This is a genomic window from Brachymonas sp. J145 (assembly GCF_036312245.1).
Taxonomy (GTDB): domain Bacteria; phylum Pseudomonadota; class Gammaproteobacteria; order Burkholderiales; family Burkholderiaceae_C; genus Brachymonas; species Brachymonas wangyanguii.
Window position 1 is genome coordinate 1 of sequence record NZ_JAZDCI010000019.1, and the last position, 17,976, is coordinate 17,976.

The 17,976-nt window shown below is 65.6% G+C and carries 11 protein-coding genes and 1 other annotated feature; of the genes, 9 read left to right on the forward strand and 2 right to left on the reverse strand.

Features of this window, described 5'->3' with window-relative positions; all coding sequences use genetic code 11:
* The 9 genes from V1261_RS11680 to V1261_RS11720 all read left to right on the forward strand — a co-directional run.
* Positions 1–810, forward strand: an 810-nt coding sequence (locus V1261_RS11680; RefSeq protein WP_329771975.1) for a branched-chain amino acid ABC transporter permease, incomplete at its 5' end; no start/stop codon positions are given.
* 18 nt (positions 811–828) lie between these two features.
* Positions 829–1,803: a branched-chain amino acid ABC transporter permease gene (locus tag V1261_RS11685; protein ID WP_329771976.1), complete on the forward strand. Its 975-nt coding sequence runs from the start codon at positions 829–831 to the stop codon at positions 1,801–1,803.
* Positions 1,804–2,039: 236 nt separating this feature from the next.
* Positions 2,040–8,048: an alpha-2-macroglobulin family protein gene (locus V1261_RS11690; RefSeq protein WP_329771977.1), complete on the forward strand. Its 6,009-nt coding sequence runs from the start codon at positions 2,040–2,042 to the stop codon at positions 8,046–8,048.
* Positions 8,048–10,228, forward strand: a complete 2,181-nt coding sequence (gene pbpC / locus V1261_RS11695) for a penicillin-binding protein 1C (protein ID WP_329771978.1) — start codon at positions 8,048–8,050, stop codon at positions 10,226–10,228. Before V1261_RS11690 ends, pbpC begins: the two co-directional genes overlap by 1 nt.
* An 81-nt stretch (positions 10,229–10,309) precedes the next feature.
* The gene (locus V1261_RS11700) at positions 10,310–11,470 is read left to right on the forward strand and encodes an alpha-hydroxy acid oxidase (RefSeq protein ID WP_329771979.1); all 1,161 of its coding nucleotides are present in this window, start codon (positions 10,310–10,312) and stop codon (positions 11,468–11,470) included.
* A 140-nt stretch (positions 11,471–11,610) separates the two neighbouring features.
* Positions 11,611–12,060 (forward strand): SPOR domain-containing protein, encoded by a 450-nt coding sequence (locus V1261_RS11705; RefSeq protein WP_329771980.1) that lies wholly within the window; start codon positions 11,611–11,613, stop codon positions 12,058–12,060.
* A 70-nt stretch (positions 12,061–12,130) separates the two neighbouring features.
* A complete protein-coding gene (locus tag V1261_RS11710; protein WP_329771984.1) occupies positions 12,131–13,303 on the forward strand; it encodes a Y-family DNA polymerase in 1,173 nt (390 codons plus the stop codon).
* Between the two features lie 141 nt (positions 13,304–13,444).
* Positions 13,445–14,515, forward strand: coding sequence for an extracellular solute-binding protein (locus V1261_RS11715; protein WP_329771981.1), 1,071 nt, complete (start codon positions 13,445–13,447; stop codon positions 14,513–14,515).
* Between the two features lie 276 nt (positions 14,516–14,791).
* Positions 14,792–16,075, forward strand: a complete 1,284-nt coding sequence (locus V1261_RS11720) for a TerC family protein (protein ID WP_329771982.1) — start codon at positions 14,792–14,794, stop codon at positions 16,073–16,075.
* Between the two features lie 232 nt (positions 16,076–16,307).
* Here the strand turns inward: V1261_RS11720 and V1261_RS11725 are convergent, their stop codons facing one another.
* Both V1261_RS11725 and V1261_RS11730 read right to left on the reverse strand, forming a co-directional pair.
* Positions 16,308–16,595, reverse strand: a complete 288-nt coding sequence (locus V1261_RS11725) for a type 2 periplasmic-binding domain-containing protein (protein WP_329771983.1) — start codon at positions 16,593–16,595, stop codon at positions 16,308–16,310.
* Positions 16,596–16,691: 96 nt separating this feature from the next.
* Positions 16,692–17,926, reverse strand: a protein-coding gene (locus V1261_RS11730; RefSeq protein WP_329771434.1) for an IS3 family transposase whose coding sequence is annotated in 2 segments (ribosomal slippage) — positions 16,692–17,644 and positions 17,644–17,926 — 1,236 coding nt in all. Because the reading frame shifts where the segments join, the coding sequence is not laid out codon by codon here.
* Positions 17,532–17,648 (reverse strand) — a sequence feature (AL1L pseudoknot). (Overlaps the previous gene by 117 nt.)
* Positions 17,927–17,976: the final 50 nt, after the last annotated feature.

The window sequence follows — 17,976 nt, forward strand, 5'->3', positions numbered from 1 at the left end:
GCCATGCTCAGCCTCGGCCTGGCCGTCATCTTCGGCCTGCTCAACGTCGTCAACTTCGCCCACGGCGCCATGTTCATGCTTGGTGCCATGCTCGCCTGGATGGGCGGCCAATACCTGGGACTCAGCTACTGGGTCATGCTGTTCCTCTCGCCGCTGGTCGTCTTCCTGCTCGGCATCGTCATCGAGAAACTCTTCCTCAAGCACCTCTACAAGCTGGATCACCTCTACGGCCTGCTGCTGACCTTCGGCATCACGCTGGTGGTCGAAGGCCTGCTTCGTACCCAGTATGGTGTTTCCGGCCTCTCCTACAGCGCCCCTGAGCTGCTGCGCGGCTCCACCGACCTGGGCTTCATGGTGCTGCCCAACTACCGCGCCTGGGTCGTGTTCGCCTCGCTGGTGGTCTGCCTGGGCACCTGGTTCGTGATCGAGAAGACCAAGCTCGGCGCCCTGCTGCGTGCCGGTACCGAGAACCCAAAGCTGGTCGAGGCCTTCGGTATCAACGTGCCGCTGATGGTGACCCTGACCTACGGCCTGGGCGTGGCACTGGCAGCCGTTGCCGGCGTGCTGGCGGCCCCGGTGCTGCAGGTCAGCCCGCTGATGGGCTCCAACCTGATCATCGTCGTCTTCGCCGTGGTAGTAATCGGCGGCATGGGCTCCATCCTCGGCTCCATCCTGACCGGCCTGGCGCTGGGCGTGATCGAGGGCATGACCAAGGTGTTCTACCCCGAGGCCTCTACCACCGTGGTGTTCGTCATCATGGTGCTGGTGCTGATGTTCCGCCCCGCGGGACTGTTCGGCAAAGAGAAGTAATTGCAGAAGGTATTCCAAATGAACAAGACCATCGGCTACGCCATCCTCCTGCTACTGGCACTGGCTGCACCCTTCATGGTGTACCCCGTGTTCATGATGAAGCTGCTGTGCTTCATCCTGTTTGCCTGCGCCTTCAACCTGCTGCTCGGCTATACCGGCCTGCTCTCCTTCGGCCACGCCGCCTTCCTCGGCGGCGCCGGCTACATCACCGGCTGGGTCATGACCCAGGTGATTCCCGATCCGGTCATCGGCATCATCGCCGGTACCGCCTTTGCCACCGTCATCGGCGTCATCATGGGCTATGTCGCGATCCGCCGTCAGGGTATCTACTTCGCCATGATCACGCTGGCGCTGGCGCAGATGTTCTTCTTCGTCGCGCTGCAGGCCAAGTTCACCGGCGGCGAGGACGGCCTGCAAGGCGTGCCGCGCGGCATGATTGCCGGCGTGCTGGACCTGAACAACGACTTCACCATGTACTACGTGGTGCTGGCCATCGTGGTGGCCGCCTACCTGCTGATCTACCGTACCGTGCATTCGCCCTACGGCCAGATCCTGAAGGCGATCAAGGAGAACGAGCCGCGCACCATCTCGCTGGGCTATGACGTGGACCGCTTCAAGCTGCTGTGCTTCACGCTGTCGGCGGCGCTGGCCGGCCTGGCCGGTGCGACCAAGACGGTGGTGCTGGGCTTTGCCACGCTGACCGACGTGCACTGGTCGATGTCGGGTCTGGTGATCCTGATGACGCTGATTGGCGGCATGGGCACGCTGCTGGGCCCGGTGGTCGGTGCCACCATCGTGGTGATCCTGGAGAACCGCCTGGGCAACATCGGCAACTTCCTGGCCAACCTGACCGGCGTGAACTGGTTCAACAGCCTGGGCGAGCAGGTCAACCTGGTGATCGGCTTCATCTTCGTGATCTGCGTGATGCTGTTCCGCCGTGGCATGGTGGGCGAGTGGCTGGCCTTTGTGGAGCGGTTCAGGAAGAAAGCCTGAACCGGCTCCTGACTGAGGCCTGCATGCAGGCATGCACCAACCCCGACAGCCCCGGCTGCCGGGGTTTCTTGCATCCAGATTGCGATTTCGCAAGCCACCTCCTCTCCAGGCCGTCCCTGTTACGAACTGGTCAAGCTCTTCCCCTAGAATCAGAAGCATTCGTCCCCGGCGCGCCATGCGCCCGCTGCGGCACCCTGCCAACAGGCCGTCCCTCGAAAGCATCCTGGAGGATCCGCATGTCCCGACATCCCGTGCCGCATCGCCGGCTCGCGCCCCCCTCCCCCCTGCGCAAGACCGCACTGCGCTGGTCCTTGCCGGCACTGGCGCTGGTCGCCGGCGGTTCTGCCCTGGCCCTGAAAGTCGAAAGCGTCTCGCCGCGTGGTGAAACCAGCGAGGTGCGCCAGTTCCTGGTGCGCTTCGACAAGGATGCCGTACCGGCCGGCGACACGCAGGCCCAGCCCCCGTTCCGCATCCAGTGTGAAGGGCCAGCGCAGGCAGTGATTCCGCCACATGACGGCGGTTGGCGCAACCCGCGCACCTGGGCGGCTGATTTCGAGAACGTGCTGCCGGCCGGCGTACGTTGTACCGCCACCAGCACGCCCGGCTTCCGCGCACCGGATGGCGATACCCTGGCGGCGACCAGCATCGCCTTCAGCAGCGGCGCACCTTATGCGCGTGATGTCCAGCCCTGGGGCGGCGAGATCAGCGAGGACCAGATCTTCATCCTGCGCTTCAACGGTGCCGTCGATGCCGCCCAGGTACAGGCCGCGGCCCAATGCCGCGTCGAAGGCGTGGGCGAAGCGGTGCCGCTGCGCCTGGTCAGCGGCGAGGCGCGCGAGCAGATCCTGCAATCGCGCTGGTTTGCCGACGATGCCAAAAAGCAGCCGGACCAGTTCGTGCTGCTGGCCTGCAACCGCAAGCTGCCGGCCGAAGCGCGCGTCAGCCTGACGCTGGGCCAGTTCGCCGGCAAGGGCGAGGCAGCGCAACGCAGCTGGGACTACCAGGTGCGCTCGCCGCTGGAAGCCAGCATGAGTTGCGAACGGCCAAATGCGCAATCGGCCTGCCTGCCAATCCGCCCGGTGACCGTGCGTTTCAGCGCACCGGTACCGATCGAGCAGGCACGCCAGGTGGTGCTGGAAGTCGACAGCAAGCCACGCCAGCCGGAACTGGACGCGCAGCAGCAAGGCAGCGTGCGCTCGGTCGAGTTCAAGCCGCCGTTCCCGGAACAGGCCAGCATGCGCCTGGTGCTGCCGCAAGGCCTGCAGGACGATGCCGGCCGGCCCTTGCGCAACGCCAGCAGTTTTCCGCTGACAGTCGCCACCGGCCCAATGCCGCCGCTGGTCAAGTTTGCCGCCGCGCCGTTTGGGGTGCTGGAGCGCTTTGCCGAAGGCCCCAAGGGCCCGGCGCTGCTGCCGGTGACACTGCGCAGCGTGGAGCGCGATCTGGCCGGCAAGTCCTTGCAGCCAGCCGGCGAGATCCGCACGCTGACACCGCAATCCGATGCCGAGATCATCCGCTGGTACCGCCAGCTGGCAGATTACGACCAGACCCTGATCGAGCGCAGCCGCGCACGCAAGGACGGCCTGCGCCAGCTGCCGCCCACGCTGCCGGAGCCGACCAGCGAAGACAGCTACAAGAGCGTGCCTGATGACAGCGTGGAAACGCGCATGCTGTCGCTGCTGCAGGGCGAAGCCAAGGCCCAGGCCATGACGATGCCGCAGATCGACGAGAAGGATCCGCGCCCGTTCGAGGTGGTCGGCATTCCGCTGACGCCGGGCTACCACGTGGTCGAGATCGCCTCGCCGATGCTGGGCAACTCCCTGCTGGATCCACACTTCCAGCAGCGCAACATGTATGTGCGCACCGGCGCACTGGTGACGAACCTGGGCGTGCATGTCAAGCAGGGCCGCGCCGGTTCGCTGGTCTGGGTCACCACGCTGGATGGCGGCAAGCCGGTGCCGCAGGCGCAGGTCGCCATCAGCGGCTGCAATGGCAAGCCGCTGGCCAGCGGCACCACCGATGCCAACGGCCTGTGGCAGCATCCGCAGGCGATCGAGGCGCCGGCCTGCGGCGAGTACGGCAGTGACAACGCGCTGTTCGTCAGCGCCCGCACCACCGACACCCAGGGCGTGTCCGACATGGCTTTTGTCTGGACCGACTGGAACCGCGGCATCGAATCCTGGCGTTTCAACGTGCCCACCAGCACCGACCCGAACCCGGACCTGCGCGCGCACAGCGTGCTGGATCGCAACCTGCTGCGTGCCGGCGAGACGGTATCGATGAAGCACTTTGCCCGCATCGAGACCATCCAGGGCCTGCATGCGATGCAGACGCTGCCCGGTACGCTCAAGCTCACCCACGTAGGTAGCGACAGCGTGATCGAGCAGCCGCTGGGCTGGCGCAAGATGGCAACCGGCGGCATGACCGCCGAGACGCAGTGGCAGATTCCGCGCAGCGCCAAGCTCGGCATGTACCGCATCAGCATGAAGGGCAAGGACGCCGAGGGCCGTGATATCGAACTCGACAGCGGCGATTTCCGCGTCGAGGAATTCCGTCTGCCAGTGATGCGCGGCAGCATCCAGCCGGTGCCGAAAGCGCCGCTGGTAGCCACGCAAAAACTGCCGGTCCGGGTGGAGCTGGCCTACCTGAATGGCGGTGCCGCCAAGGGCCTGCCGGTGGAGGTATCGGCCAGCGTGCGCGAGGGCTGGATCAATTTCCCGGGCTATGGCGATTACAGCTTTGGCCGCAACGCCGACTGGTTTGAGTACGACAGCGAAGATGACAGCGCCAACCCGGACGGCAGCGGCAGCAGCACGCGCCTGCTGGCCAACCGCATGCCGCTCACGCTGGGGGCCGATGGCACGGCACAGCTGGAACTGCCCGAGCTGGCCGCCAGCGCCAAGCCGCAGGACCTGACGCTGGAAACCACTTACAGCGATCCGAACGGTGCCTTCCAGACCCTGCAGTCGCGCCAGCGCATCTGGCCGGCCGCGGTGGTGGCCGGCATCCGCACCGAAGGCTGGATCTCGGTCGACAAGGACCTGAAACTGCAGGCACTGGCGCTGGATACCAGCGGCAAGCCGCAGGCCAATGTACCGCTGTCGGTACGCGCGATTGCCCACACCACCAGCACCAGCCGCAAGCGCCTGGTCGGCGGCTTCTACACCTATGACAACCAGCACAGCACGAAAGACATGGGTGAGCTGTGCTCGGGCAAGAGCGACAGCCGCGGCCTGCTGCTCTGCAACGCGAAGCTGAAGCACCCGGGCGAAGTCGAGCTGGTGGTGACGGCGACCGATGGCGAAGGCCGCAAGTCGCAGGCCGGCAGCTCGGTCACAGTGACGAAACAGGGCGAGATCTGGTGGGGCGGCCAGGACCACGACCGCATGGATGTGCTGCCCGAGCAGCGCAGCTACCAGCCGGGCGATACCGCCAAATTGCAGGTACGCATGCCGTTCCGCTACGCCACCGCCCTGCTGACCGTGGAACGCGAAGGCATCCTGCACAGCGAAGTGCTACAGCTCAACGGCCAGGATCCGACGGTGGAACTGAAGATCCAGCCCGAGTGGGGTCCGAACGTCTATGTGAGTGTGCTGGCGTTGCGCGGCCGCCTGCGCGACGTGCCCTGGTACAGCTTCTTCACCTGGGGCTACAAGACCCCGCGTGAATGGTGGCGCGCCTTCTGGCACGATGGCAAGGAATACGTGGCGCCGACACCGCTGGTGGACCTGAGCAAGCCGGCTTTCCGCCTCGGCATGGCCGAGCTCGATGTCGGCCTGCAAGCGCACACGCTGCAGGTCAGCGTAACGCCGGACAAGGACAGCTTCCAGCCGCGCCAGCAGGCGCAGGTAACGATTCGCGCCCTGCTGCCGGACGGCAAGCCGGCCGCCAATGCCGAAGTCGCCGTGGCGGCAGTCGACCAGGCCCTGCTGGAGCTGCGCCAGAACACCAGCTGGGATCTGCTGCGCGCCATGTTCCAGCAACGCCCCTGGGGCGTGGAAACCTCCACCGCGCAGATGGAAATCATTGGCCGACGCCACTATGGCCGCAAGGCCGTGCCGGCCGGCGGTGACGGCGGTGCCGGCACCCATGTGCGCGAACTGCTGGACACCCTGCTGTTCTGGGATCCGCGCGTGCAGCTCGATGCCAATGGCGAGGCGCGCATCACGGTGCCGCTGAATGACGTGCTGAGCAGCTTCCGCATAGTGGCCGTGGCGACCAGCGGCCAGGACCTGTTCGGCACCGGCGATACCAGCATCCGCACCACGCAGGATCTGCAGATTGTCAGCGGCCTGCCGCCGCTGGTGCGCGAAGGCGACCAGTACCGTGCCCAGGTCACGCTGCGCAACACCACGCAAAAAGCGATGCGCGTGGAACTCACGCCCAAGGCGACGCTGCTGAACCTGAAACCGCAGACCGTGGACATTCCGGCGGAAGGTGCGCAGGAGGTGGCCTGGGAGGTCAGCATTCCGGCGCAGGCCATCGGTGAGGCACTGCAGGAAATCGTCTGGGAGATCAGCGCCGCCGACCAGGCGGGCAGCCAGGCGAGCGATGCCTTGCGCGTCAGCCAGCGCCTGCTGCCGGCCGTGCCGCTGACGGTGCAGCAAGGCCTGCTGGAGCAGGTCAATGGCCAGGAGATCGCGCTGTCCACGCCGCCCAACAGCCTGGGCAGCGCTGATGTGGCGCGCGGTGGCGTGCAGGTCACGCTGCAGGCCTCGCTCGCCGACGGCCTGCCGGGCGTGCGCGACTGGTTCTCGCAGTATCCCTACACCTGCCTGGAACAGCGCAGCAGCCGTGCCATCGGCATGCAGGATCGCCCGCAGTGGCAGGCGATCCTGAACGAGCTGCCCAGCCATCTCGACAGTGATGGCCTCGCCAGCTACTTCCCGCCGCAACAGGGGGGCCGTTCGCGCGGCAGCGATACGCTGACCGCCTACCTGCTGGCCAGCGCCCATGAAGCCGGCCAGCTCGATCCGGCCTGGCGCCTGCCCGATGCCAGCCGCGATGCCATGCTGTCCGGCCTGACGGCGTTTGTCGAAGGCCGTATCGAACGTGATTTCTGGAGCCCGGTGAAGGACCGCGACATGCGCAAGCTGGCCGCAATCGAAGCGCTGTCGCGCTACGGCAAGGCACGCCCGGAGATGCTGGGCAGCATCGCGCTGACACCGGAGCAGTGGCCGACGCACAGCGTGATCGACTGGCTCAACATCCTGCAGCGCCTGCCGGCGATCGCTGAGCGCGATCGCCTGCGCGACGAGGCACAGCAACTGCTGCGCACACGCCTGAACTACCAGGGCACGCGCCTGTCCTTCAGCAACGAGCAGGACGACTACTGGTGGTGGCTGATGCAGAACGCCGATACCAATAGTGCGCGCCTGATCCTGGCGGTGCTGGAACTGCCGGGCTGGCAGGACGACTTGCCGGCGCTGGTCAGCGGCTTTATCGCGCGCCAGCAGCACGGTGCCTGGAGCACCACCACCGCCAACCTGTGGGGTGGCCTGGCGCTGCAGCGGTTTGCCGCCAAGCGCGAAAAGGCCGAGGTCAGCGGCCAGACCCTGATCCGGCTGGACCAGCAGAGCCGCAGCATCGACTGGCGCAAGGTGACACGCGTGGCACCGGACGCGCCGGCGGCGGAACTGCCGGCTTACGGCGCACCGCCAGCCGCACACATGTACACCAACAACCTGGCCTTCCTGCCCTGGCAGACAGCTCCCGGCGGTACGGCACGCCTGCGCCTGCAACAGCAAGGCAGCGGCCAGCCCTGGGCCACGGTGCAGGCGCTGGCTGCGGTCCCGGTGACGGCGCCGCAATCGGCCGGCTACACCGTGCGCAAGACCATCACGCCGGTGCAGCAAACCGTGGCCGGCAAGCACAGCCGTGGCGATATCTGGCGCGTGAAGCTGGAGATCAACGCCGCCAGCGACATGACCTGGGTGGTGGTGAGCGATCCGGTGCCGGCCGGTGCCACCCTGCTCGGCAGCGGGCTCGGCGGTGACTCAGCCATCGCCACGCAAGGCGAGCGCTCGGCCGGCAACGGCTGGCTGGCCTATGTGGAACGCGGCTTCGAAGCCTGGCGCGCCTATTACGAGTTCCTGCCGCGCGGCACCAGCAGCATCGAATACACCGTGCGCCTGAACAGCGCCGGCAGTTTCGGCCTGCCCGCCACCCGCGTGCAGGGGCTGTACGCGCCCGAGGTATTTGGCGTTACGCCGAACGCCCGCATCACGGTGGAGCCGGCGCCCTGATGCCAGCCCGCCTGCCGCGCTTGCTGCGTCACGCCCTGCTTGGCAGCCTGCTGGCCGCCAGCCTGGCGCTGCCGGCGCAGGCGGTGCCGACGTTTGACGCGGTGCGCCAGGCCTACGCTTCGTCAGAATCGCTGCTGCTGGACCGCCAGGGCGAGCCGCTGCACCGTCTGCGCACCAACCCGCAACTGCGGCGCGGTGCCTGGATCGCGCTGGCCGATGTGTCACCCGCGCTGCGCAGCGCCATGCTGATCAGCGAGGACAAGCGTTTCTACCAGCACGGCGGCATCGACTGGCGTGCCGTGGGTGCAGCGGCCTGGAGCAACCTCTGGAACGAGCGCACTCGTGGTGCCTCCACCATCAGCATGCAGCTGGCTGGCCTGATCGATGCCGACGGCCTGCCCGGCCGGCGCCGCAGCATCGTGCAGAAAGTCGGCCAGGCCGCCACCGCGCAATGGCTGGATGGCAGCTGGCGCAAGGACGAGATCCTCGAGGCCTATCTGAACCTGGTACCGTTCCGCGGCGAGCTGGTCGGCATCGATGCACTCAGCCGCACCCTGTTCGGCAAGGCCGCGCACGGCCTGGATGAGCGCGAGGCCGCCATCACCGCGGCGCTGGTGCGCGCCCCCAATGCCTCGCCTCAGCAGGTCGGCCAGCGCGCCTGCGGCATCCTGGCGCAGCTGCGTGGCACCGGCACCTCGGAGATGCTGTGCGACAGCCTGGGCCTATACGCTACCGGCGTGCTGCTGCGCCGCCCGTGGGCGCCGAGCGATGGCGCCGCGCCGCATCTGGCGCAGCGGCTGCTGAGCGGCCAGGACGGCGGCAGCACGCTGCGCAGCACCCTGTCCGGCCCGCTGCAGCGCCAGGCCAATGCCCTGCTGCAACGCCAGCTGCACGAGCTGCAGACGCGCAATGTGCGCGATGGTGCCGTGCTGGTGCTGGACAACACCAGCGGCGACGTGCTGGCCTGGGTCGGCGCCTCGGCCGATACCAGCCGTAGCCCGCAGGTGGACGGCGTGCTGGCGCGGCGCCAGCCCGGCTCCACGCTCAAGCCCTTTCTCTACGGCCAGGCGTTGGCCGAATCGCGCCTGACCGCCGCCTCGCTGCTGGACGATTCACCGGCGGCGATCCCGACGCAGAGCGGCCTTTATATCCCGCAGAACTACGACCGCCACTTCAAGGGCTGGACCTCGTTGCGCATGGCGCTGGGCAACTCCTACAACGTGCCGGCCGTGCGTACCATCGGCATGGTCGGCGTCAACCCGTTTGCGCAGCAGCTGCAGCAGTTTGGCATCCGGCTCGATCGCACTGGCGACTACTACGGCTACAGCCTGGCGCTCGGCAGCCCGGAAATGAGCCTGCTGGAACTGACCAACGCCTACCGCGCCCTGGCCAATGGCGGCCGCTGGACGCCGGTGCGCACGCGGTTGGACGAGGCGATCCCGGCCACGGCGCAACGCCAGGCGCTGGATGCACGCGCCAGCTACCTCATCGGCGACATCCTGTCCGACAACCATGCGCGCCTGACCACCTTCGGCATCAACAGCGTGCTGCGCACACGCTTCTGGAGCGCGGTCAAGACCGGCACCAGCAAGGACATGCGCGACAACTGGGCGATCGGCTGGAGCGAACGCTATACCGTGGGCGTCTGGATCGGCAATGCCGAAGGCGATGCGATGTGGGATGTCAGCGGCACCAGCGGCGCGGCCCCGATCTGGGCCGAGCTGATGCAGGTACTGCATGCCGAGCTGCCCAGCCGCGCACCGACACCGCCACGCGGCCTGCTGCGCCAGCCGGTACGCTTTGGCCCGGGTGACGATGGCCAGCCGCTGGAGGCGGCACGCAGCGAGTGGTTCATCACCGGCACGCAGCAGGCGCTTTTTGCCCTGCCGAACCAGCCCGCATCCCGCCAGCTGTCGCCGCGCATCGACAGCCCGGCCGACGGCACGATTCTGGCGCTGGACCCGGATATCCCGCCGCAGCGCCAGCGCCTGCAACTGCGCACGCGCCTGGCGCAAGCCCAGTGGTGGATCGACGGCAAGCAGGTCGGCCAGGGCCCGCAGGCCGGCTGGCTGCCCTGGCCGGGCCGCCACGTGATCCAGCTGCGCCAGCCGGATGGTCGTGTGATCGATCAGGTGCAGATCGAGGTGCGTGGCGCCGGCGTGGTGGCACAAAACCGGTAAAACCCGCTGCCGGCCAGGCCGCAGAATCGCGTAATATGCCCGCTTTGCCAGCCACAAGCCGATGCTTTTCAGGAGCACACCATGCCCACCATCACCTGTATCGAAGACCTGCGCCAGCTGGCGCAAGCACGTGTGCCGCGCATGTTCTACGACTATGCCGATGCCGGCTCGTACACCGAAGGCACCTACCGCGCCAACGAAGACGATTTTCGCCGCATCCAGTTCCGCCAGCGCGTCGCGGTGAACCTGGAAAACCGCAGCACCAGCGCGCCACTGCTGGGCCAGGATTACCGCATGCCGGTGTATCTGGCCCCCACCGGCCTGACCGGCATGCAGCATGCCGATGGCGAGATGCTGGCGGCGCGTGCCGCCAAGGCCTTTGGCGTGCCCTTCACCCTGTCCACCATGAGCATCTGCTCGATCGAGGACGTGGCCGAGGCCACTGGTGGCCATCCGTTCTGGTTCCAGCTCTACGTGATGCGTGATCGCGATTTCATGATCCGGCTGATCGATCGCGCCCGCGCCGCCAACTGCTCGGCGCTGGTGCTGACGCTGGACCTGCAGGTGCTGGGCCAGCGCCACAAGGACATCAAGAACGGCCTGAGCACGCCCCCAAAGCCGACCCTTGCCAACCTGATCAATCTCGCGACCAAGCCGCGCTGGTGCCTGGGCATGCTGGGCACGAAACGCCGCACCTTCCGCAACATCGTCGGCCACGCCAGCAGCGTCAGCGATGTCAGCTCGCTCTCGACCTGGACCGCCGAGCAGTTCGACCCGACACTGAGCTGGGACGATGTGGCCGAGATCAAGCGCTACTGGGGCGGCAAGCTGATCGTCAAGGGCATCATGGAGCCGGAAGATGCGCGGCTGGCAGTGCAGCACGGCGCCGATGCCATCGTCGTCAGCAACCACGGCGGCCGCCAGCTCGATGGCGCACCGAGCTCGATCCAGGCACTGCCGACGATTGTCGAGGCGGTCGGTGACCAGGTTGAAGTGCACATGGACGGCGGCGTGCGCAGCGGCCAGGACGTGCTCAAGGCCTGGGCACTGGGTGCGCGCGGCATTTCCATTGGCCGCGCCTTCCTCTACGGTCTGGGCGCCATGGGCGAGGCTGGTGTCAGCAAGACGCTGGACATCATCCACAAGGAACTGGACATCAGCATGGCCTTCTGCGGCCATACGCAGCTGCGCGATGTCACGCGCGATATCCTGATTCCGGGCAGCTACCCGCTGCCGCGCTGAGGCCGCAGGCGTTACCAAGTGCAAGAGCGGCCCGCTGCGGCCGCGCGGTCATCGCAAAGCCGGGCGGCTGAGGCACAATAGGCAGATACGCGCTGCCGCTGTCCGGCAGCCGGTTTGCTACAGATTTGCACGATACCCACATGAAGTCTTCCATCCCTTCCCGCCTGCATTCCGGCCTGTGGCTGGCCGCTTCTGCCCTGGCCCTGGCGGCCTGCACCAATGTCTACTACCCGCCCGCCACTGGCGGCGCTCCGGTGGTGGATGCCAGCGTTGGCAGCGGCACGCTGCCGGCCAGCAATGGCACGGCGCCCGCCCAGACGGCGGTACCGTCAGCGCCGGTGGCCAGCGATGCCCCGCTGCAGGGCCTGCACCTGCAGGCTGGCACCTTCTCCAGCCACGAGAATGCCGACCGCATGGCCAACACCATCCGCAACAAGGTGCCCAGCCTGTCGGCCAAGGTGCATGTGGCGCCGCGCAACAACAACTGGCGCGTGCTGATCGGCCCGTTTGCCAGCGAGCAGGAGCGCATGGAAGCCGGCGGCTACATCCGCACCGAAACCGGTAGCGAAGTCGTCAACGCCGCCCCCTGACCGCATCCCCGAGGTGAGTACGGAGAGCACTCCGTCCCCGTCCCGCAACCGGCGCATCGCGCATCTGGACATGGATGCGTTCTTTGCCTCGGTCGAGCTGCTGCGCTACCCACAGTTGCGCGACTTGCCGGTCGTCATCGGCGGCAGCCGCCACAACCCGAACCACCCGCTGCAGCTGGCCTGGGCCGGCCGGCTGCACGAGATTCCACTGGAACAGTTCCCGCGTCTGCGCAGCTATGTCGGGCGCGGTGTCATCACCACCGCCACCTACCCGGCACGCCAGTTTGGCGTCGGTTCGGCCATGGGCCTGATGAAGGCGGCGCGGCTCTGTCCGGACGCGATCCTGCTTCCCGCCGACTTTGAGCGCTACCGGGATTTTTCACGGCGCTTCAAGGCCGTCATCACCGGCATCGCCCCGGTGATGCAGAACCGCGGTATTGACGAGGTCTATATCGATTTCACCGAGGTGCCGGATGGCCAGCTGGACGGCGGCCGCGTGCTGGCCGAGCGCATCCGGCACGGCATCCTGGACGCCACCGGCCTGACCTGCTCGGTCGGTGTGGCGCCGAACAAGCTGCTGGCCAAGATGGCCAGCGAGTTCAACAAGCCTAATGGCATCAGCATCGTGCAGACACATGATCTGCAGCCGCTGATCTGGCCGCTGCCCTGCCGCAAGATCAAGGGCATTGGCCCCAAGTCCGGCGCCAAACTGGAAAAACTCGGCATCCGCACCATTGGCGAGCTGGCCGCCCAGGATCCGCTCTGGCTGATGCAGCAGTTTGGCAAGAGCTACGGCCACTGGCTGCACGAATCGGCCTGGGGCCGTGACGACAGCCCGGTGGTGACGCACAGCGAACCGGTCAGCATCAGCCGCGAAACCACCTTTGTGCGCGACCTGCACGCGGTGCATGACAAGGCCGAACTGGGGCAGATCTTCACCCGGCTGAGCCAGCAGGTGGCGGCCGACCTGCAGCGCAAGGGCTATGTGGCGCGCACCTTTGGCATCAAGCTGCGCTATACCGATTTCCGCATCGCCACGCGCGACCAGACGGTGGACCACTACACCGCCGATGCAGTCGAGATCCGGCGCCACGCCGGCCAGTGCCTGAAACGCGTGGACCTGACGCGCCATTTCCGCCTGCTGGGCGTGCGCGCCAGCAACCTGCTGCCATTGGCCGAGTGGGAAGCCGACCCGCATGCCGGCCTGGCGGCGGATGACGGCATGACGCTGAGCCTGTTCTGAGGCGACACCGCGTTGTTTTTACGCAGAAAAACCCTGCTCGCATCGCGTGATGAATGAAAATCATTGTCATTCACGTTATATACTGGCATCCGTCCGGCAGCTCCTGCGAGCTGCCTTTTTCTGACCGGAGACCTTGCTTCCATGTCCACATCGCCCTCTTCCCGTACCCAGCTGGCCCTGACCGGCATCGCCCTGGCAGCCAGCATGCTGGCTGCTCCTGCTGCCTACGCCCAGGCCAAGGAGCTGAACATCTACTCGGCACGTCACTACCAGACCGACCAGCAGCTGTACGACGGTTTTGCCAAGGCGCACAACGTCAAGATCAACCGCGTGGACAGCGACGATGCCGGCGTGATGCAGCGACTGCGCGCCGAGGGTGCCTCCTCCCCCGCTGACGTGGTGCTGATGGTGGATGCGGCACGCCTGTCGATGGCCGACAACGCCGGCCTGTTTGCCCCGATCAAGTCCAGCGCGCTGGAAAAAGCCGTGCCGGTGCAGTACCGCGCTGCGGCCACGGCTGACGGCACCACCTGGTTCGGTTTCTCGACCCGCGCCCGCCTGATCGTCTACAACAAGGCCCAGGTCAAGCGTGCCGATGTCGATACCTACGAAGAGCTGGCCGATGCCAAGAACAAGGGCAAGGTCTGCACGCGCAGCGGTTCGCACCCGTACAACCTGAGCCTGTTCAGCGTGATGTACGAGCACATGGGCGAAGCCGCCACGCAGAACTACCTGCAGGGCATGGTCAACAACATGGCACGCAGCCCCAAGGGCGGTGATACCGACCAGATCAAGGCGGTCGCCAGCGGCGAATGCGGCGTGGCGCTGACCAACTCCTACTACCTGGCGCGCATGATGCGCTCCGGCAACCCGGCCGACCGCTCCGTGATCGAGAAGGTCGGTGTCGTGTTCCCCAACCAGACGACCTGGGGCACGCACATGAACATCGCCGGTGGTGCCGTCGCCAAGCACTCCAAGAACAAGCAGCTGGCACAGCAGTTCCTGGAATACCTGGCCAGCGCCAAGGCGCAGGACTACTTTGCCAACGGCAACAACGAATGGCCGGTGGTCCAGGGCGTGTCGCTGCCCAACCCGGCCCTGCGCGCCATGACCGGCAGCAAGAAATTCAAGTCCGAAACGATTCCGGTCGCCGTGGTCGGCAAGCACCAGACGCGCGTGCAGCAGCTGCTGGACCGCGTGGGCTACAAGTAATCTGGACGGGCAGCGATTCCAGCTGCCCGCTGGACCGAGTGTCCTTGGGCGTCGCTTGCGGCGCCCTTTTTTGCGTCCGGCCCTAGCTGGCGAAACACCGGGCTGGTGACAAGACTGTCATGGAAGAAGGCATCCCGTACCAGCGCGAAACGCTGTAGGCGGTCACCCCGAAAAGCTAATGCTGCCATGCAGCAATCGGCATTTTGCGGTCTAATATTTACTTTGCAGCCCGCAGCTCCATGCCGGGCTGGCTCCCATAGCTGAAAGGATTCCCGCATGTTCCCCACCTGGGCATGGATAGTCACGATCGTCCTGATCGGCGGCCTGTTCCTGTACGACTACTTCTTCCACGTACGCGTGGCCCACACCCCCACGCTGCGGGAATCGACCAAGTGGTCGATCCTGTTCGTGGCGATTGCCCTGCTGTTTGGCGTGTTCGTCTGGGCCGTCTTTGGCCACCAGCGCGGCGTCGAGTACTTTGCCGGCTACATCACCGAAAAAGCCCTGAGCGTGGACAACCTGTTCGTGTTCCTGATCATCATGGCGGGCTTCAAGGTGCCACACGCCTACCAGCAGAAAGTGCTGCTGTTCGGCATCCTGTTCTCGATCTTTGCGCGTGCCGCCTTCATCCTGGTCGGTGCCGCGCTGCTGAACTCCTTTGCCTGGATGTTCTACATCTTCGGTGGCCTGCTACTGATGCTGGCAGGCAAGCAGCTCGCCCCGGAGAAGGAAGAGGAAAGCCTGGATCAGAACGTCGTCGTGCGCGTCACGCGCAAGCTGTTCCACACCACCGACTACTACGATCGCGACAAGCTGTTCACGATCCAGAACGGCAAACGTGCCCTGACGCCGATGCTGCTGGTGATGGTGGTCATTGGCGCCACCGACATCCTGTTCGCGCTGGACTCAATCCCGGCCATCTTCGGCCTGACCGACAGCGCCTTCATCGTGTTCACCGCCAACGCCTTCTCGCTGATGGGCCTGCGCCAGCTCTACTTCCTGATCGACGGCCTGCTGGAACGCCTGGTCTACCTGAAGTACGGCCTGGCCATCATCCTGGCCTTCATCGGTGCCAAGCTGATCCTGCACGCGCTGCATGAAAACAACGTGCCGTTCATCAACGACGGCAACCCGGTCAGCGTGATCGAGGTCACCACCGGCCAGTCGCTGATCGTGATCTGCGTGATCCTGGTGATTACCGTGATCGCCTCGCTGATGTCGCAAAAAGGCAAGATCCTGACCGTGATCTCCAGCGTGCGCCGCCACGCCAAGCAGTACTTAGACATGGACTACGAAGCCGATCCGACCTTGCGCGAAGTGAACTACCTGCAGCTGCTGGAAGAAGAACAGGCGCTGATGGCGATTCCGGAAGAGTACAAGCACCTGCTGCAGGACGAGCAGAAGCTGCTGGACCTGCTGGACGAGGCCCACCAGATGCACGACACCTACATGGCCCAGAACCAGACGCGCTACCCGAATGGTGATGCGACGGCCAGCAAGCCGCGCCTCGATACCGCCAGCTACCGCCCGGTCAACGGCGAGAACGGCGAGGACAAGTAAGCCACCGCAGCATGGGCGGCAGCACCGCCCTGCTCCACAAGGCATCCAGCCCCGCAGCAACCGCTGCGGGGCTTTTTTACATGGCATACCGGCATGAATCGCCCAAGGGCGAACTGTGGCCGGATGGGGTACAGCGGCTCTCCCGTGGTTCAGCGCATAAATCGAGGCGACATGGAACGGGGCGCTGTTCAGTGCGGCAAGCGATCCGATCGCTGGTTTCGCCCCTTTGCTGTCATGGCCACGAACTGGGCGACTGGCCGGACTCGCTCGCAATCCCGGCCTTGGCAACCTTCGCAGCCTCTTCAATCAACCACTGCTTGACTCGCATGGCTGCCTGGCCAGGTATTGTCTTGCTTGGGTGAACTACGTAGTAGCCATTTTCAAGTTTGAGGCAGCAGTCAAACGGCTCAATCAAGGCCCGACTGGCAACCTCTGCCTCGGTGAGGTAAGGACTGGCCAGCACTACGCCGTGACCCCGCTTGGCCGCCTCTATAGCCAGCAGTGACTGATCAAAGTGCATGCGAGGAATCCTCGCGATGTCTTCACCATCCAGTTGGCTGAACTGCCTGAACCATCGTTCCCTGAACCGCCCCGGATTTTGAGGAGGCCGATTGGTTTAAGTTGACACCTCTTCCAAGGTGTTGCTGGCGGCGAGTTGCCTCCAGTAGTGTGCCTCAGCTTCTGCCGGAGGAATACCCCCAATCGGCGTGAGCACTCGGACGTGGTTGAACCAATGCACCCATTGCAGGGTGGCCAGTTCCACGGATTCCCTGGTCTTCCAGGGGCCCCGGCGGTGAATCAGCTCGGCCTTGTACAGCCCGTTGACGGTCTCGGCCAGCGCGTTGTCGTAGCTGTCGCCACGGCTGCCTACGGACGGCTGGATGCCCGCCTGGTCCAGACGCTCGGTGTAGCGGATGCTGACGTACTGACTGCCCCTGTCGCTGTGGTGCGTCAAGGCATGGGCCGCCGGCTGGCGTTCGTACAAGGCTTGCTCCAGCGCATCGAGCACAAAATCCGTGTGCATGCTGCGGCTGACCCGCCAGCCCACGATGCGCCGGGCGTACACGTCAATGACAAAGGCGACATACAGCCAGCCCTGCCAGGTCGAAACGTACGTGAAATCCGACACCCACAACTCGTTGGGGCGGCTGGCCTTGAACTGGCGTTTGACGTGGTCCAGCGGACACGGTGCTGACGTATCCGGCATCGTCGTGCGCACCGTCTTGCCACGGCGCACTCCTTGCAATCCCATCTCGCGCATCAGTCGCTCGACAGTACAGCGCGCCACCCGGATGCCTTCGCGATTGAGCTGCAGCCAGACCTTGTCGGCGCCATAGACCTGCCAGTTGGCATGCCACACGCGCTGGACATCTGCCTTCAAATGGTCGTCACGCTGCGCACGCGCACTGCGCAGTTGCGGGTTGCGCTGGCGAGCAGCATGGCGCCAGTAGCACGAAGGGGCCATCTGCAGCACCCGGCAGATGGGCTCGACCCCGTAATCATCGCGATGGCGATCGATGTAGGCCTTCACGACTTGAGCCGGCGGTCGAGCTCCGCCTGGGCAAAAAACGCGCTGGCCGTCTTCAGGATGTCATTGGCCCGGCGCAGTTCCTTGACCTCGCGTTCCAGCTCCTTGATCCGCTGCGCATCTGCTGTGGTGGTGCCGGCACGCAGGCCAGCGTCGATCTCGGCTTTCTTGACCCATTCAAGCAAGGTATAGGGTACGCAGCCGATCTTGGGGGCAATCGACTCGACCGCCGCCCACAGTGAAGCGTAGTCGGCTCGGTGCTCCTGCACCATGCGAACGGCGCGCTGGCGAACTTCCGGGGAAAACTTGTTGGACTTGTTCATGGCTCCATCTTCTCAAGAGTTGAGCTCTCCTCAAAATCCGGGGCGGTTCA

Excerpts from the sequence above, each read along its gene's own strand:
- V1261_RS11710 (WP_329771984.1), top strand. The coding sequence starts at position 12,131 with ATGGATGCGTTCTTTGCCTCGGTCGAGCTGCTGCGCTACCCACAGTTG.
- V1261_RS11720 (WP_329771982.1), top strand. The coding sequence starts at position 14,792 with ATGTTCCCCACCTGGGCATGGATAGTCACGATCGTCCTGATCGGCGGC.
- V1261_RS11715 (WP_329771981.1), top strand. The coding sequence starts at position 13,445 with ATGTCCACATCGCCCTCTTCCCGTACCCAGCTGGCCCTGACCGGCATC.
- V1261_RS11725 (WP_329771983.1), bottom strand. The coding sequence starts at position 16,595 with ATGCACTTTGATCAGTCACTGCTGGCTATAGAGGCGGCCAAGCGGGGT.
- V1261_RS11685 (WP_329771976.1), top strand. The coding sequence starts at position 829 with ATGAACAAGACCATCGGCTACGCCATCCTCCTGCTACTGGCACTGGCT.
- V1261_RS11705 (WP_329771980.1), top strand. The coding sequence starts at position 11,611 with ATGAAGTCTTCCATCCCTTCCCGCCTGCATTCCGGCCTGTGGCTGGCC.
- V1261_RS11690 (WP_329771977.1), top strand. The coding sequence starts at position 2,040 with ATGTCCCGACATCCCGTGCCGCATCGCCGGCTCGCGCCCCCCTCCCCC.
- V1261_RS11700 (WP_329771979.1), top strand. The coding sequence starts at position 10,310 with ATGCCCACCATCACCTGTATCGAAGACCTGCGCCAGCTGGCGCAAGCA.
- pbpC (WP_329771978.1), top strand. The coding sequence starts at position 8,048 with ATGCCAGCCCGCCTGCCGCGCTTGCTGCGTCACGCCCTGCTTGGCAGC.